The sequence below is a fragment of the Methylocystis sp. genome (assembly GCF_050246715.1).
Classification (GTDB): domain Bacteria; phylum Pseudomonadota; class Alphaproteobacteria; order Rhizobiales; family Beijerinckiaceae; genus Methylocystis.
This window is the reverse complement of sequence record NZ_JBFWVN010000027.1, coordinates 1-15914: the sequence shown is the minus strand read 5'-3', so window position 1 is coordinate 15914 and position 15914 is coordinate 1. Positions and strand designations below refer to the sequence as shown.

Annotated in this window: 19 protein-coding genes; 9 read left to right on the top strand and 10 right to left on the bottom strand. The window is 63.8% G+C overall.

Translation table 11 applies throughout. The features are described from left to right. Positions 1-46 precede the first annotated feature (46 nt). The 5 genes from AB7I51_RS10085 (at position 47) to AB7I51_RS10065 (ending at position 6338) form a co-directional block, all read left to right on the top strand. Positions 47-451, top strand: coding sequence for a polysaccharide deacetylase (locus AB7I51_RS10085; protein ID WP_428404179.1), 405 nt, complete (start codon positions 47-49; stop codon positions 449-451). A gap of 264 nt (positions 452-715) precedes the next feature. Beyond that, a complete protein-coding gene (locus AB7I51_RS10080) occupies positions 716-2071 on the top strand; it encodes a tetratricopeptide repeat protein (RefSeq protein WP_428404180.1) in 1356 nt (451 codons plus the stop codon). 12 nt (positions 2072-2083) lie between these two features. Beyond that, the gene (locus AB7I51_RS10075) at positions 2084-3148 is read left to right on the top strand and encodes a FecR family protein (protein ID WP_428404181.1); all 1065 of its coding nucleotides are present in this window, start codon (positions 2084-2086) and stop codon (positions 3146-3148) included. A 208-nt stretch (positions 3149-3356) separates the two neighbouring features. Continuing rightward, entirely contained in the window at positions 3357-5573 is a 2217-nt protein-coding gene (locus AB7I51_RS10070) for a CHASE2 domain-containing protein (protein ID WP_428404182.1), read from the top strand. Between the two features lie 78 nt (positions 5574-5651). Continuing rightward, positions 5652-6338, top strand: coding sequence for an HD domain-containing protein (locus AB7I51_RS10065; protein ID WP_428404183.1), 687 nt, complete (start codon positions 5652-5654; stop codon positions 6336-6338). Positions 6339-6382: 44 nt separating this feature from the next. On the opposite strand, the gene AB7I51_RS10060 is transcribed toward AB7I51_RS10065, so the two are convergent. The 3 genes from AB7I51_RS10060 to AB7I51_RS10050 form a co-directional block, all read right to left on the bottom strand. Next, positions 6383-6715 (bottom strand): hypothetical protein, encoded by a 333-nt coding sequence (locus AB7I51_RS10060; RefSeq protein ID WP_428404184.1) that lies wholly within the window; start codon positions 6713-6715, stop codon positions 6383-6385. A gap of 163 nt (positions 6716-6878) precedes the next feature. Continuing rightward, positions 6879-7631 carry a DUF2076 domain-containing protein gene (locus AB7I51_RS10055; RefSeq protein WP_428404185.1) on the bottom strand — a complete coding sequence of 251 codons (753 nt, stop codon included), beginning with the start codon at positions 7629-7631 and terminating at the stop codon, positions 6879-6881. 246 nt (positions 7632-7877) lie between these two features. After that, positions 7878-8267, bottom strand: coding sequence for a hypothetical protein (locus AB7I51_RS10050; protein WP_428404186.1), 390 nt, complete (start codon positions 8265-8267; stop codon positions 7878-7880). A gap of 239 nt (positions 8268-8506) precedes the next feature. Here AB7I51_RS10050 and rplS point away from each other — a divergent pair, with 239 nt between their 5' ends. Beyond that, on the top strand, positions 8507-8893 hold the full coding sequence (gene rplS / locus AB7I51_RS10045) for a 50S ribosomal protein L19 (protein WP_428404187.1): 387 nt from the start codon (positions 8507-8509) through the stop codon (positions 8891-8893). A 59-nt stretch (positions 8894-8952) separates the two neighbouring features. Here rplS and AB7I51_RS10040 read toward each other — a convergent pair whose 3' ends face one another. Next, positions 8953-9366 carry a VOC family protein gene (locus AB7I51_RS10040; protein WP_428404188.1) on the bottom strand — a complete coding sequence of 138 codons (414 nt, stop codon included), beginning with the start codon at positions 9364-9366 and terminating at the stop codon, positions 8953-8955. Further along, positions 9366-10367 carry a small ribosomal subunit Rsm22 family protein gene (locus AB7I51_RS10035; protein WP_428404189.1) on the bottom strand — a complete coding sequence of 334 codons (1002 nt, stop codon included), beginning with the start codon at positions 10365-10367 and terminating at the stop codon, positions 9366-9368. The genes AB7I51_RS10040 and AB7I51_RS10035 overlap by 1 nt, the downstream gene beginning before the upstream one ends. Positions 10368-10492: 125 nt before the next feature. Between AB7I51_RS10035 and leuC the strand changes: the two genes are divergently transcribed. Next, the gene (gene leuC / locus AB7I51_RS10030; protein WP_428404190.1) at positions 10493-11908 is read left to right on the top strand and encodes a 3-isopropylmalate dehydratase large subunit; all 1416 of its coding nucleotides are present in this window, start codon (positions 10493-10495) and stop codon (positions 11906-11908) included. 25 nt (positions 11909-11933) lie between these two features. On the opposite strand, the gene AB7I51_RS10025 is transcribed toward leuC, so the two are convergent. Then, positions 11934-12212 (bottom strand): hypothetical protein, encoded by a 279-nt coding sequence (locus AB7I51_RS10025; protein WP_428404191.1) that lies wholly within the window; start codon positions 12210-12212, stop codon positions 11934-11936. Positions 12213-12304: 92 nt separating this feature from the next. On the opposite strand from AB7I51_RS10025, the gene AB7I51_RS10020 reads away from it, so the two are divergent. Then, on the top strand, positions 12305-12718 hold the full coding sequence (locus AB7I51_RS10020) for a metallopeptidase family protein (RefSeq protein WP_428404192.1): 414 nt from the start codon (positions 12305-12307) through the stop codon (positions 12716-12718). Between the two features lie 2 nt (positions 12719-12720). Here the strand turns inward: AB7I51_RS10020 and AB7I51_RS10015 are convergent, their stop codons facing one another. The 4 genes from AB7I51_RS10015 to AB7I51_RS10000 all read right to left on the bottom strand — a co-directional run bounded on the left by AB7I51_RS10015 (position 12721) and on the right by AB7I51_RS10000 (position 14938). Then, on the bottom strand, positions 12721-13185 hold the full coding sequence (locus tag AB7I51_RS10015; RefSeq protein WP_428404193.1) for a peroxiredoxin family protein: 465 nt from the start codon (positions 13183-13185) through the stop codon (positions 12721-12723). A gap of 236 nt (positions 13186-13421) precedes the next feature. Further along, positions 13422-13772 (bottom strand): hypothetical protein, encoded by a 351-nt coding sequence (locus AB7I51_RS10010; protein ID WP_428404194.1) that lies wholly within the window; start codon positions 13770-13772, stop codon positions 13422-13424. A 38-nt stretch (positions 13773-13810) separates the two neighbouring features. Beyond that, positions 13811-14158, bottom strand: coding sequence for a hypothetical protein (locus AB7I51_RS10005; RefSeq protein ID WP_428404195.1), 348 nt, complete (start codon positions 14156-14158; stop codon positions 13811-13813). A 477-nt stretch (positions 14159-14635) separates the two neighbouring features. After that, positions 14636-14938 (bottom strand): hypothetical protein, encoded by a 303-nt coding sequence (locus AB7I51_RS10000; protein WP_428404196.1) that lies wholly within the window; start codon positions 14936-14938, stop codon positions 14636-14638. 418 nt (positions 14939-15356) lie between these two features. Between AB7I51_RS10000 and AB7I51_RS09995 the strand changes: the two genes are divergently transcribed. Continuing rightward, positions 15357-15791 (top strand): phage portal protein, encoded by a 435-nt coding sequence (locus tag AB7I51_RS09995; RefSeq protein ID WP_428404197.1) that lies wholly within the window; start codon positions 15357-15359, stop codon positions 15789-15791. Positions 15792-15914 lie beyond the last annotated feature (123 nt).

Sequence of the window (15914 nt, the reverse complement as noted above, 5' to 3'; positions counted from 1 at the left end):
TAGAGGCGAAGGACCCACGGCAGAGCAAGCGATTGGGAGAGGCCAAATGAATCCCGAACTGATGCCGATCGGGCGTTGCGCGGAAATGGCTGGTCTACGCAGCCATGAACTTGTCTTGGGCGTGAGCCCGAGCGACAAGCACCAGCACATGCTGGCGCTCTACCGCCGCGCCGTCTCGCTCGATGCGGCGAGGGGGTTAGTCGTCGCTGAGATTCGCAGCGCCGTAAAAATCGGCGCGGCGCGGCGCGCCGCCGACTTGCTGATTGTGCTGCGCTGGCTACTCGCCCCGGGAGCGTCTCTCGACGATTCCCGGACGGCGGCTCGCCCGCGTCGGCGAATCCCTTCGGCCCGCTGGCGCCGAGCGACTGATCCGTCCGCCCTCGCGCAGGAATCATCGAAGAGAGGCGGCGAAATCGTCCTCTTCTCCGATAGCGGGCGACAGCGCCGCTAGCCGAGCGGTCGCCGTCTGTGATTTTAGCGCAACACCGGAGAATTTGTTTCGTCCGCCGCTTGGGCGCAAAGGACGCTGGATAAAGTGGTAAGTATTTGCTGCATCGAGGAATCTGCAGCTCGGGCGTCGCGCCGTCCCCGCTTTGGAACGAAGGCGCGAGCCGCGCGAAAGCTTGCCGCTCCAGGCGACATGAGTCAGCTTCCCGTTGAGTTGACGGTCAGGCTGCGGGAGCCGCTCATCCAAACTTTCAGGGGCTTGCCTTTGATGTTCGCATCTAGAGTGGCGACGAAGCTCGTTGGCGTCTTGCTTGCCTTCGCACTTTTCGGTCCGGCGATCGCGCAGGAAGACCAGCGCGCCGAACAGGCGCGCCTCGCGGCTCATATTCAGGTTAATCCGACTGACTATGAGGCGACCTATCGTTATGTGCTGCTTTCGACCGAGCTGCGCGACTATGAGGCGGCGATCAGCGCGCTCGAACGCATCCTGATGTTCAACCCCAATCTATCCCGCGCCAGGAAGGAGCTCGGCTTCCTTTATGCGCGGCTTGGGTCCTATGAGCTTTCAGCCCAGCATTTGCGCAAGGCGCTCGCCGAAGGCGGCCTCGATGCGGTCCAGGTCGCGCAGATCGAAGCGCAACTGCCCGATATTGAAAAGCGCACCCAGGCCAACCGGCTCTATCTGAGAATTCACACCGGTCTGCGGGCGCAATCGAACGCCAATTTCTTTCCGACCAACAGTCTGTTCCAGGTCGGCGGCGTCGGCGTGGCGTCGGCCGCCGCGCGCAAGTCCGACGTCAACAGCTTCCAGTTGGTGCAGGCCGCGCATGATCTCGATTTTCAGAATGCGCGTGGGGACCAGCTCGAGACGCGGGTCACTGGCTACGCCACCGAGCAGTTTCGCCTGCCGCAATACAGCGTCGCGCTGTTCGCCGGCTCGATCGGGCCGCGCATCCACATCGCGCCTGATCTTTATCCGGGCCTGTCGATCAAGCCCTACCTGACCGGCGCCGTGTCTATGCTCGGCGGGAACAATTATCTGAACGCCGGCGGCGGGGGCGTGAGTTTTGGGGCCCAACTCAACCCGGATATTTGGTTCGAGCCGGGCGCCGAATGGCGGACGATCAGCGTCAAACCCCTGCCGGGCTCCTTCAACTTTCTGGGCGCGTCGCCCTACCAGACTGTGTCGACTTTAGCGACGGGCGACGTCGTGACCGGCTATTTGAGCGGATCATACAGGCTGACCAATGATCTCCGTTTCGAGAGTCGCGTCGCCTATTCCCGCGCTTGGGCAGGCAATCCGCAACAATCTTCAAATCAGGTCGACGTTCAAGCGATGTTGCGGTACGAATTCGATCCGCCGTTCGAGATCATCCCTCGCCGATGGAGCGTCGCGCCATATGGCCGCTTCACGCATCTTGCCTTCGACGCCGCCAATCTGCTGATCAATCCGTTCACTGCGCGTCGCGACAATGTCTGGATCGGCGGCTTGCTGGTCGACTTGCCGGTCTCCGCCACTTTCGGTTTCGCCGGCAACGCCGAATTCGCGCGCAACGATTCGAATATCCAGAATTTCAAGACTGAAAACCTGTCCGTCAGCTTCGGGCCGACGGCGAAATTCTGACGGAGACGACAGATGAAAAAGCTCTCCGTGACCGCAGCAACCGTCCTGGCGCTGGTCGCCGGCCCTGCCCTCGCTGAAAAGGTCGGCAATGTGGGCGCCGTCAATCAAAGCGCGCATGGCACGCCGCCAGGCGCCGCGAAACGTTCGCTTTCGGTCGGTCTGGGCGTGCAGCGGCGCGAACGCGTCGAGACGAGTCCAGAAGGCAGCGCCCAGATTATCTTTAACGATTCGTCGACGATGACCGTCGGCCGCAACAGCGCGGTCACGGTCGACGACTTCGTCTATTCCGGCGGGCGCGGCCAGCAGGGCGTGACGATGGCGAAAGGCGTGATGCGCTTCGTCGGCGGCGGCGTCAGCCACGAGGGCGGAACGAGGTTGCGGACCCCGACAGCGTCGATCGGCGTGCGCGGCGGGACGGCGCTGATACAAATCGGCGGCGCGTGCGGCACGCTCATCGTGCATCAATATGGCTCGATCGATGTAGGCGGTCAGACGCTGACCCGCGCCGGCTATGGCGTTTGCGCGCCGCGCGGCGGGCCGGTGTCGGAGCCTTTCCTCGTTCCGCCGGAGAAGATCGCGGAAATCATCGCCGCGTTGGAGAGCGGCAAAAGGCAGCGCGGCGGCGCCACGCGCCAGCCGACGAGCGAAGAAGCGCATCTCGCGCTGGGCAATGATCGTCCGGCGAACGTTGTAAGCCCGCCGGGGCTCGACGCGCTGGGCCCGATATGGTTCGGCAATGCGCTGGTGCAGAGCCGCGCCAATGTGGACAATCAGCCTGCGCCGCACCTGACGCCGGCGCCCCAAGATCGCGGCCATCAAGGTCAAGGCGGCGGGGGCGGCGGCGAGGGCGGCGGCCAGGGCGGCGGCGAGGGCGGTTATGGCGGCGGCGAGGGCGGCCAAGGCGGCCAAGGCGGCTATGGCGGCGGCGGACAATATGGCGGCGGCTATGAGGGCGGTTACGGCGGGCAGGGCGGCTATGGCGGCCATCCATGTGGAGGCAACTGCGGCATTGGCTTAGGCGGCGGCGGCGGAAACGGCACCGAAAATGAGGGTCAGGGACGCGGTCCCTTCGATTAACCTGCTGCGTCCCATGGAGTTGGCGGCTAAATCACGCTGCGATTGGGCGGAATCGCCCAAAGGCGGATAACGTGATTGATCTCAAAAGTTTGGAGAGCTCTTTACGCAATATGCCGGGATCGGCTTTTTCGCAGGGCGCTCCATTTTTACGACTTGGCCAGCTTCCCCGAGCGCTGTCGCGACCGCGTGATCGCGACGCGAGGCGCAGATGCTGAGGCGGCCTCGCGCTTATCTTCTCGCGCTTATCGCCGCTGCGGCTCTCATTCTCCCTTGGGGCGTCGCTCAGCCTCGGGCGCTCGACGATCTGCGCAACTTCGTCTTCGACACCTTCCAGCGTCTCGCGCCGCGCGCCTATGATCCGGAGGCGCCGACGCGTGTCGTCGGCATCGACGAGAAGAGTTTGAAGGCGCACGGGCAATGGCCTTGGCCGAGGGCGCGGCTGGCCGAGCTTGTCGACCGGCTGCGCGAACTCGGCGCGGCGTCGATCGCCTTCGACTTCATCTTCGCGGAGGCTGACCGCGCCGGAGCGACTCAGCTTCTTGACGCGATCCCCGACGCCCGCGCCCGCGCCGAGGTAGGCAAGCTCGTCGCCAGGATGCCGAGCGGCGACCAGATTTTTGCCGAGGCGCTGACCCAGGCGCCGGCGACCCTCGGCGTCACTCTTACCGATGCGGTCGTCGCGCCGCTGCCGGCGAAATCGGGGCTCGTGACCGCCGGCGACGATCCTGCGCCCTTCCTTGTCTCCTTCGCCGGCGCGGTCGGCCCGGAACGGCGGCTCGCGGAAGCGGCCAAGGGACTCGGCGCGACAAATTGGCTGCCGGATCACGACCAGATCGTTCGCCGGGTGCCGCTCGTCACGCGCGCCGGCGACATCCTCATGCCGTCCCTGGCGCTTGAAGCCTTGCGCGTCGCGCAGGGCGAGTCTGCGATCGTGATCCGCTCTTCAAACGCCAGTGGACAAACGGCCTTCGGCAAGCAGACCGGCGTGAACGCGATCAAGGTCGGCGCCTTCGAAATCGATACCGGGCCCAACGCAGAGGTTCGGCCGCGCTATTCGCATCGCGCCGAGGCGCGAGATATTTCCGCGAAGGACATTCTCGATGGTGGCGTGGGGCGTGAAGAAATCGAGGGGCGCATCATTTTCGTGGGCGCGCTGGCGACCGGTCTCGGCGATGTCCGCGCCACGCCATTGGAGCCGGTGGCGCCCGGCGTGGACGTGCATGCGCAGATCGTCGAATCGATCGCTTCCGGCGCGCTGCTGGCGCGGCCGGACTGGGCGCCGGGACTGGAGTTTGTCGTCGCCGCCTTCGCATTCCTGCTGGTCATGGGCCTGCTTTACGTCGCGCCGCCGTTGGTCTCGGCGGCGGCCGCGCCGCTCCTCGTCGTCGGGCTGTTTGCAGGCGCGTTTTATCTTTTCGACCGCCACGGCCTGCTGCTCGATCCGGCCTATCCAAGTCTCGCGATCATCGGAGGCTATGTCTTCGGCGCCGTCACGCTCTGGCGCGCCGAAACATCGGCCCGCCGCCATGTGCGTCAGGCTTTCGGCAAATTCGTCGCCCCCGCCGTCGTGGATCGTCTCGCGGAACATCCGGATCGGCTGGTGCTTGGCGGCGAGACGCGCGAATTGACCGTGCTGTTTTCGGACTTGCGCAATTTTTCCGGCATTTCGGAGGGGATGAGCGCGCGCGAACTCACGCAGTTCATGAATGATTATCTGACGCCGATGACCGACGCCATCCTCGAAGAGGAAGGGACGGTCGACAAATATATGGGCGACGCTGTGCTCGCCTTCTGGAACGCGCCGCTCGACATCGACGACCATCCCCGCAAGGCGGTGCGGGCCGCGCTGATGATGCGCGAGGCTCTCATCGGGCTCAACAGACGGCGAGCCGAGGCCGCTGCGGCGTCCGACCATGACGCTCGGCCGGCGGCGATGGGGCTTGGCCTCCATCTCGGCCCGTGTAGCGTCGGCAATATGGGATCGATCCGGCGCTTCGACTATTCGATCCTCGGCGACACGGTGAACCTCGCGTCAAGGCTCGAAGGCGCAAGCAAGGCCTTTCAGACCGACATTGTGGCGTCAGCCGCAGTGCGCGACGCCGCGCCCGACTTCGCCTGGATTGATCTCGGTCAAGTCCGGGTGGTCGGGAAAAGCGAGGCGACTCAAGTTTTTGCGATTGCCGGCGATGTCGGCGTGGCGAATTCCGACTCGTATGTGCGCTGGCGCAAAGCGCATGATCTGATGCGCGAGGAGTATGAATCGGGCGGATTCGACGCCGCCGCCGAGCGCGCTTCGGCATTGGCGCAATCGGTTCCGGAGCCCTGGCCTGCGCTCTATGTCGCCTTGGAGGAGCGATATCGGATACTGGCGCGGGAGGGGTTGCAGGTTAACTGGTCTTCGGTATGGAATCTTTCGAGCAAGTGACGTTTTCGTCCAAGCGCGACTGCTTTCCGCCGTGTCATCGCATGCATTACGTCTTCATCTCAGGACCGCTACTCGCGCATGATCTCAACTCTGGTACAGACTTATTGGGACTTGGTCGCATCGCGTCACGACCCTAACGCCTTCGCGGCGCTCGACGCCGCCTATCGCGAACCGCAACGCGCCTACCATGATTGGGGCCATGTCGACGATTTGCTCGAAAAGCTCGACGACCTCAAATCATTGGCTGCGCGGCCCGATCTGATCGCGGCGGCGATCTTCTGGCACGATTCCGTTTACGTCACGCGCGACAGCGACGACCTGCTTCGTCCCGACGCGGAAAATGTTCGCGCCAGCGCTGAGCTGTTCGAGCGCTATTCCAAATTCGATCATATGGAATCCGCCGCCATTCACGATCTGATCATGGCGACGGCCAATCACCTCAATGCGCGCGCGACGACCGAGTATTATCCAGGCTTCGCCAGCGACCTCGATTTGTTTCTCGATCTCGATCTCTCTTCGCTCGGCGCGCCGTGGCCGACATTCGCACGAAATCTCGAGCAGATTCGGTTCGAATATGGCTGGGTGTCCGAGCCGCTGTTTTGCCTCGGCCGACTGCAGATGATCGACACATTCGCCGCGCGCGGAGACCGCCTCTACAGGCGCGACGAGACGCGCAAGCTCTGGAATCGGCGCGCGCATGAAAATCTCGCGCGTGCGCAAGTCGAATTGCGCCGGCAGGTGGCGCGGCTCGCCTCGTCGGCGTAGCCGTGGGGCGACGCGCGAATTGAAGCTCGAACGCCCGTGACCGCCTACAGCGCCCTGCGGCAGACGAAGCGGACGACCTGCCCGCGCGCGCCTTCGCCGGTATCGACCGCGACGCCGTAACAGCCCTGCGTCGGGTCTGACTGCGCGACAGTCGCTGACTCGCGCCAGTCGATTGGTAGGATGAAGGGCTTGACCGGCGAGTGGTCGGCGACGACGCGCACGGGCTGGGGTTCTGGCGTTTTGACGATCAGCGCCTTGGCGGCGGCGAAGCCGACATTGGCGGCGAGAATCGCGAAGGTGATTTTCATCGCCAGAGCGACGCGCACCGGTCGCGACGCGAAACCAGATTTGGCGATGCCGTTCATCCTGCGGTTCATTCGATTTCCCCCGTCGGTCGAGCCGATCTGGCGCTTTGGCCTTGCCGCTCCATCAGCGAATGATCGGACCCTAGAGCGCCCGCGCGGGGGTCGCGGTGCGCTGGCGCACAGGACGCCAAATGCGAGAACTCCCGGCCTTTTAAGAGCCGGGAGCCCAATCTCGCTAAACGTCGAAGCCGCCGTCGCCGCCGCTATCGAAGCCGCCGTCGAACCCGCCGCCATCGTCGTAGCCGGGGTCGTAATCGGCCTCCTGCGCGCCCGAGCGGTCGTCATAGGCGGAGTCGTAGCCGCCGGGGTCGTAGCCGGCGTCGGTAGCGCCCGACTGGTCGCCATAATAATTGTTGACGATCGTGTCGCCGCCGGTCGGCGTGAATCCCGAGCCGATGCCAAGATTCGCCATGCCGCCATAACCGGCGCCATGGCTGAACAGGCTGCGAATGCCGTCGGCGAGCAGCACGCCGCCAGCGACGCCCGCGGCGGTCCCAAGAGCGCCCCTCAGGAAGCCGCCGCCGTCAGAGACGGGCGGCTGCTGCTGTCCCCAGCCTTGCGGCGCGTAACCGCCAGCCGCGGGATTCATGCCCGGCTGCGGGCTCCAGGGACCAGAGGGGCGGGCCTGCTGCTGCATCGGGCGCTGCGGCGCGGGACGGGGTCCCCCGAACAGGCCGCCGAGGAAACCGCCCGAAGGCTTCGACTCAAGTTCCTGCACGCGCGCTTCGAGTTCTTCGATGCGCGCATTCGCGCCCTGCAGCGCCTGGTCTTGCACGATAACGGTCTGCGCCAAAAGATAGGGCGCGGCAGGCTGTGCCTTGATCTGTTCGTTGATGAAGGTATCCGCCTCCTGGTCGCGCGGGGTCGAGGCGGCGCTCTTCGTGCGCTCGAACAGACCAGCGATAAGTTGGCGTTCTTCCGGTGACATAGGTTTCTCCATCGTCGCCGCCCGTTAAGGCGCGGCGCCCAACATATGGTCCCGCTACAAAACGCCGCCAAGGTCCCTAGCGCAAGCGCCGCCGATTAAACTTTCGACATCTCCCGGCAAGGATGAGGGCGCGCTAAGTCGCCCTTCGCCTTCAGTCGCAGGTCGCGGATGCGCCGGCGGTCGGCCGGCGCGCCAGTATCGGCGGCGAGGGGCGCGAAGCATCAAGGGCTTCAGCTTCGTGGTGCGCTAAGACGCAAACCGCGCGGCGGTTTCAGGACTGCCGACCGGGGCGGAACTTGACCAGAATCGCGCGCCGGCGCTGAACATTTGTTGCGCGTCGGTGAACAGGCGGCGCGTGTCCTCGGTCGTCAATTCGATATGTTTGCTGGTCCAATCCTGCAACGCGGTCGCGGTATCGGTGAGGGAACGCGACGCCGTCAGCTTTGAGGCAAGCTCAGCAGTCAGGTTCGCCTCCTGCTGCATGCGCTCCACCCAGACGCGATTGGCGTCCCTCAGACAATCCCAGATCTCGTCCCGCGCCTCAGTAAAATCCTCAAGCCGCTTCCGGCCGTTCGCACCTGCGGCCGCTACGCCGGCCTGCAGGGTTTCGTTGCGCCGCTCTTCCTGTTGGGTCATGCGCGTCTCTCCGACTTAGCTTGAAACGCCAGCGCCCCCGGGGCGACTATATATGATGATCATAAGGAATGTCTGTGACGATTGTCCCCTGAAGCGCGCAGCAGGAGCATATCGATCGGACGGCGGCCGCTGGCTCGACAAGCGGCGGGCTTTCGGCTATGGAGCGGGCCTCAACTAGAACAGCGTCCCGAAACGCTCGTCAGCCACAAGGCCAAGACGAAACGGCAGGAGTTTTTGTGATGAACATCATCGAGCAGCTCGAGGCGGAACACGCCGCCAAGCTCATCGAAGGCAAGAAAATCCCGGAATTTCGGCCCGGCGATACGGTTGTCGTCAACGTCAAGGTGAAGGAAGGCGAACGCAGCCGCGTTCAGGCCTATGAAGGGGTGGTCATCGCCCGTCAGGGCTCTGGGCTCAATGAGAGCTTCACCGTCCGCAAGATTTCCTATGGCGAGGGCGTCGAACGCGTGTTCCCCGTTCACGGACCGCTGATCGACTCGGTCAAGCTCGTGCGCCGCGGCAAGGTGCGCCGCGCCAAGCTCTATTATCTGCGCGACCGCCGGGGCAAATCCGCCCGTATCGCCGAGCGCGTCGACACGAAGCCGAAGGCGGCCTCGAGCGAATAACACCGGTATTGTTGGGAAACGCAGCCGTCCGCAGCCGCGAGGTTTCGGGCGGTTTTTGTTTAGCTCTCCAACGGCGCGTTGAGAATCCAGCGATGGCCGAAGGGATCGCGCAACGAGGCGTAGCGCGTTCCCCAGAAGGAATTGGTCGGCGCCGTCTCGATCTTGCCGCCGAGCTTGGTGGCGCGGGAGCAGACGTCGTCGACCTCTTGCGCCTTGTCATATTCCAGGCTGACGGAGACGGTCGCGTGTTCGCCCGGCATCGGCACGCGGGTCTGTCCGAATTCCGGAAAAACGTCGGCGAGCATCACGGAGCCGCCGTTGATCAGGAGTTCGCAGTGGGCGATGCGCAGCCCGTCGACGGACGGCATCAGGGCGCGCTGCTTGGCGTCGAAGGCGCCGGTATAAAAGGCGATCGCTGCCGCGGCGGGGCTGACGGTCAGATAGGGCGCAACCCTCGGACGTGGCTGTTTCATCAAATTTCCTCCGCCGGGGCGCGCAGCGGATCGCCCCAATCCTTTCTTCGAATCTGTTCGTAGCGCGGCTTGTCGCGCTTGGGAATGAATGTCTCGCGGAATGCTTTATCGGCGCAGAGTTTTAAGGAAACTCCGATCTTGTTGGCGCGCCGCGGGCCGATAATCCGCGCCGAAGGGGGAGCATCCGGCCCGAACCGTCCGACGGCAAGGTAGGCGAATTTTTCGTCCTCGAAAGGCGCGTCGGCGCCCTTGACCAGCCGGTGCGCGCGCCGCCGGGGCAGCCGGACCGAGAAATGGCACCAGTCGGGCGCCATCAAGGGGCAGGGCGCCTGATGCGGACAGGGCGCGATGATATTTGCGCCGAGCGCCAGAAGCCGGCTCCGAACGCCCATCAGCCGGGCATGGTCGCGCGGCGTTCCCGGCTCGACGATGACCAGCGCGCCGCTAGTCTGCGCCCAGAGCCGATCGACGACGGCCGGCAGCTTGGATTCGGCGATCTCGGTGAGAGCGTAGCCGACGACGACGAGGTCGAAGGGAGCGGCTTCGATCGCCTGCGCTTCGGCGAAGTCGGCCTGGATCGCTTCGATCGTCGAGGCCGGGCCGCTTTCCTTCATCAGTTCCGTCGCGAAGCGCAGGAACAGCGCGCTGCGGTCGAGGAACGCAATCTCGTCGACGCTGGGCCACGCCGTCGCGGCGGCGGCGGCGGCCGCGCCAAGGCCGCAGCCGGCGTCCAGCATGCGCCTCGGCGCGAAAACGGGGCAAGCCTCCTTGAGTCGTCCGAGCGCGGTGACGATCGCGGCGTAAGTCGCCGGCATGCGCGTCGCCGCATAGGCCAAAGCGTCGGCCTCGTCGCGGATCGTCTCAAGCGTCGACTGGCGCGCCCGATAACCCTCCGACAGCCGCCGCGCCCTTTCGCGCAGCATGGTTTGCGCGCGGCCCTCGAGCCGCGCCTCGATCGCCGCCGAAAGCGGCGCAGGCAGCTCCGCAGAGGGGAGGCTCACCAGGACCTCGAAAAAGGGCGCTCTTCCATGGCGCTTGCGTAACGGGTAGAAGACCCTCAATTCAATAGGAATGCGTCTCGCCTCCCCTTAGAGGGGAGTGTTGGGACATGAGGAAGCGACAGTCTATGGCATCGAACGCCGCGCCCCGCACGCTCTATGACAAAATCTGGGACGACCATGTCGTCGACCGCCAGGATGACGGCGCCTGCCTGCTCTATATCGATCGCCATCTCATTCATGAGGTGACGAGCCCGCAGGCCTTCGAGGGCCTGCGCATGGCGGGCCGTTCGGTGCGCGCGCCCGAACGCACGCTCGCCGTCGTCGACCATAATGTGCCCACGACCGATCGCTCGCTGCCGATCGAAGACCCCGAAAGCAAGGCGCAGGTCGAACAGCTCGCGATCAACGCCAAGGAATTCGGCGTCGAATATTTCAACGAGCACGACAAGCGCCAGGGCGTGGTGCATATCATCGGGCCGGAGCAGGGCTTCACGCTGCCCGGCATGACGATCGTTTGCGGCGACAGCCACACGTCGACTCATGGCGCCTTTGGCGCGCTGGCGCATGGCATCGGCACGTCGGAAGTCGAGCATGTGCTGGCGACGCAGACGCTGATCCAGAAGAAAGCCGCCAATATGCTGGTGCAGGTCGACGGCAAGCTCGCCGACGGCGCCACAGCGAAAGACATCATCCTCGCGATCATCGGCGAGATCGGCACGGCGGGCGGCACCGGCCATGTGATCGAATATGCGGGCGAGGCGATCCGCGACCTTTCGATGGAAGGGCGCATGACCGTCTGCAACATGTCGATCGAAGGCGGTGCCCGCGCCGGCCTCGTCGCGCCCGACGAGAAGACGTTCGCTTATCTCAAGGATCGTCCGAAGGGTCCGCAGGGCGAAGCCTTCGGCATGGCGCGCAAATATTGGGAGACGCTCTACTCCGACGAGGGCGCGCATTTCGACAAGATCATCCGCCTCGACGCGAGCAGACTGCCGCCGATCGTGACCTGGGGCACGTCGCCTGAAGACGTGGCGACGGTCGACGGTTTCGTGCCGAAACCGGAGAGCGCCAAGACGCCGCAAAAGCGCGCGGCGATCGAACGCGCGCTCGAATATATGGGCCTTAAGGGCGGCGAACGGATGACCGACATCGAGATCGATCGCGTCTTCATTGGCTCCTGCACCAATGGCCGCATTGAAGATCTGCGCGCCGCGGCGAAGATGGTGGAAGGCAAGCAGGTCGCCGAGCGCGTCAATGCGATGGTGGTGCCGGGCTCTGGTCTGGTGAAGGCGCAGGCCGAAGCCGAAGGCCTCGACAAGATTTTCACCGCCGCCGGCTTCGAATGGCGGGAGCCCGGCTGCTCAATGTGCCTGGCGATGAACCCCGATCGTCTGGCGCCGGGCGAGCGCTGCGCCTCGACTTCGAACCGCAATTTCGAAGGCCGTCAGGGTTTCAAGGGCCGCACGCATCTCGTGTCGCCCGCGATGGCGGCGGCGGCGGCGATCGCCGGCCGCTTCGTCGACGTGCGCAACTGGCGTTAAGCTGGCGGCGCTAACGCAGAAGCGATCAGTCCTCGTCCGTACGTGGCCCTTCTTCGTTCCAATCAGGGCCGCGGCGCCATTCGTCATCGCTCCACGGACGCGTGTCGCGCCAGGTGGGACCGGCGCGGCCCCACCAGTCGCCCTGATCATTGCGATTGACTTTCTGGTCCTGCTCGCGATTGTCCGCTTGTTGGATGAGACCGTCAGAGCTAGGCGTCAGGCGCGCGGCGGTGGGCGCCGAAATTGCGGAGTTCACGAATCCGGCGACGCCAAGCGCGAGCGCGGCGATCAACAATCTGGTCATGAGTATCTCCTCTCCTAATCATCATTGTCTGAACATTGCATCCCGCCGATTGTTCCTGCGCCGCGCGGTTTCGCGCGCTTGGTGATGTGACGATGACTCGACAGGAATGGAGCCGCTTAAGACCGCCGACGCTCGCCGATATCGAAGCGCTCGCCGATGCGGCCTATGCCGCTTTGCCACAGCGGTTCACTCGGCTCTGCCAAGGACTCGTCATTCGCGTCGAGGACTTTCCCGACGAGGAAACGCTCGACGACATGCAATGCGAGACCGAGTTCGAACTCTTGGGTCTTTTTCGCGGTCGCGGCCTGACGCAAGGCGCGCATCTTTCCGAGACTGGCGAACAGCCGAACATGGTCTGGCTCTATCGGCGGCCGATACTCGACTATTGGGCGGAGAGCGAAGACACGCTCGAAGCGATCGTCACCCATGTGCTCGTGCATGAGATCGGCCATCATTTCGGATTGACCGACGACGATATGGAAGAGATCGAACGGCGCGCCGGATAGGATCAGGGCGCGGGCTCGGCGAGCAGCGCGCCGATGATGGCGCCGAGCGCCATGTCGTCCTCTTGTCCGAAGCCGTGATGTCGAACGCGGCCGTCGCGGCCGATGAGGATCGCGGTTGGCGTTCCGCGCATCTCATAGCGCGCCATGGTGAGGGGAATCGGCCCGTCTTCCGCCGCCTGATCGACGCCGATCGGAAAGGTCAGCCGATATTCATGAATGAAGGCTTCGAGCGACACCGGCGTCATCGCAGCATGATGTTCGAACACCGTGTGCAGGCCGATGACGGCAAGATCGGAATTGCGAAAGAGCGCATCAGCGCGCTGCGCCTGCGGCGTGCCATGCGCGACGCAGCCGGGACAGAGCATCTGAAAGGCGTGTAGCATGACGACGCGGCCGCGTAAGCTCGCGAGCGTGATCGGCGCGGGCGTATTGAACCATTGCGATACGGCGAGTTCCGGCGCTTGCAACGCTGCCTCCTGAAATGCGCGCAGTCATTCCCAACACGGAGCGCGATCGGCGCTGGAATGACAGACCCAGCGAAACGATCAACCGAAGTTCAGATCATACCATGACCGTTTGAATTGCTCGGATGTCATTCCCGACGCGCGAAGCGCGATCGGGAATCCAGCGCGAAACCAGCATTGTTGGATCGGCCCTGGATTCCCGATCAGGCCTTCGGCCTGTCGAGAATGACAGGGCAAGATCATATCCGTCGATCATCGTTTCTTCCGGCTTCGCTCTCGCGTTCGAACGCCTCCTTCTCGAACGGAATATTGCGGTAGGCGTCGTCGTGATCGCGCAGGCGGTAGAGGTTTATGAAATAGTCGCGCAGATAGATGAGATAGAAACGCGCGATTCCATGCCGGTCGATCTGCTCCTGGTGAATGAGTTCATGCCGTAAGAGCGTTTGAGAAACTTCCGACTCCGCGCCCTTGAAGAGGATCGTTCGTCCCAACACCATGCCGCGGTAACTCCGCGCGAGGGGCAGCTTGAAAATCCAGTGGCGATAGCGCACGCGCAGGGATTGGCGCGGCGTGTTTTGACGTGATTGCATTCGAGGCCGTCGAGCTTCGGGCGATGGCATGAGCGCGCTCAGTAGCGATCATTCCAATCGCCGCGTCCAGAGCCATAACCGCCGTTCCAGCCGCCATAGGCGCCGCCCCAGCCGCCGCGGCGTCCGGAGTCGTCATAACCGCCCCAGCCCCCGTAACCGCCTCCCCCATAGCCGCCGCCCCTTCCGTAACCGCCCCCGCCGCCGCGGCAGCGGCGCTGCGGTCCCCACGGGGTTTCCACCATCCAGCAGCGCTGATTGCCGCCGCTCGCAAGCTCGATCTGTGCGTGGGACGCCAGCGATCGTTCGATTGGCGCGGCGTAAGCGGGAGCGGCGGTTGCGACGCAGGAAGCGAGCGTGAAGGAGATCAAGATGGCGGGATGGCGCATGTCGGCAGGCTCCGAATTCGGGCTATGGCGCGACGATGCGAAACAGGCCTTGAACCGGGCATGAATGAGGAGCCGGCTTTCGAGCGTCATCGGGCTAGCAAATGCGTGAGCGCTAACGGCGACTGTGCGGGCAGCCGCCCGCAAGGCCCCCGCACCACGGTGGCTTTACTTTCAAAACAAGCCAGTTTCAAAACAAGCTGGGGCTCGACCAAAACGGACTGTCGTATAGGTAGTCCCAAGCGCTGCAAGTACACCACGCAAGACCGCCGTTGGCACGAATGCAGGGGCGAGGCCTGCAGATTGGGCACGCGGCGGCGTAATCTGCACACTCGAAGCATCGCAAATATCTGGCCACAGAGCGCGCCGGGTCTGCAAATGACTGGGCCGGCATGAGGGACGCTGAAATCGTTATCCACAAGAGCGCCCCTGCATAGTTCATCTTTGCTAGGCTGCGCATCTGGTCCTCCTACGGGGAGCCTAAGACCTGGCTGGTAGTCCGCGACGGTGACATTTGCGAATTGCGCTTTCAATCGGCTTGTCTCGTATGCCCATGGCGCGTAGCTGACGCGTGACGCCGGCGCCAAAGACGCTATCCCGATCGCGGATCAGATAGCGGAGAGCCTCATCCCACGGGAAAGCCTCGGTGATCTGACGCGCAATCCGGTCCGCTGTCGGATGTCTGGCGACATTGATCCAGACAAGGATTCTCCGGTCGAGCCGGACGACGACGAAAGCATAGAGCAGGGCGAAACCGATGGCCGGCACAACGAGCAAATCCATTGCGGCGATATGAGGTAAGAGGCCAAATTAGCTCAAACGGCGCCGCCCGCAACCAGCGCCCCCATCGTCCGCGTCACAGCGCGCGTCCCCCGCATTTCACCGTGGCGACAGCAAGCGCTCCGTGAAAGCGCCATGAAAGCATCATGCCCGAAAATCCAATTTCCGCATACAGCACGCTTGCCGCTGGCGAGATGAAGCCCTCGTGCCCTGAAAATGTAGCGTGAGTGTTTAACGATATTGGCTCCCCGAGTAGGACTCGAACCTACGACCTAGCGATTAACAGTCGCGCTATAATCTCTTTTAAAACAGTTAATTAGCGTAACAAAATGTGTCTACACGCCTACGGAAAACCAATGGAACATAACGAGATTGTCTACACGTTTTAGCTGCTTGTCCGGAATCGCTACTCGCGGAGCCGATGCTCGCCGGCGTATCTGCCACGCCCCAGCGCGCCCTGAGCCGTCGCGAAAATGCGGTCTCGCTGATCTCCGGTGCCGTGGGCTCGCTCCCGCTCCCGCTCCCGCTGGCGCTCTACCGCGAGGAAGGGCAGGGCAAGGTCGAAGCAACCGATCATCCCGCGTTTGAGGTCATCGCCGACGCGGCAAACGATTGGACGTCTTCGAGCGACCTTCGAAAGCAACTGGCGATCGACGCCATGCTTCACGGCGACGGCTTCGGCTTGGCGAACCGTCTGCCCAGCGGCGAGGTTTTCGAACTGATTAGAGCCGTGGACGCCCGAGCCAAACAAAGATTGCGAAATCTTCGCCGCCCGCATCGTCCGCGATTGCATCGAAGCGGCGCGCGAAACGTGCGTCGGCGTGCTGGTCGGCTGAACGCCGCAGAGAGCTCCTAGCCGCAATTATTCATGAAGCGAATGTTTGAGGCTGGCGAGCGTGGCATAGAGCGCTGATACGGCGTAGGATTCGGGTGTCTAAGCCAACCTTACGCGCATTCCGCGCCAGCCACGCCCGCCAAT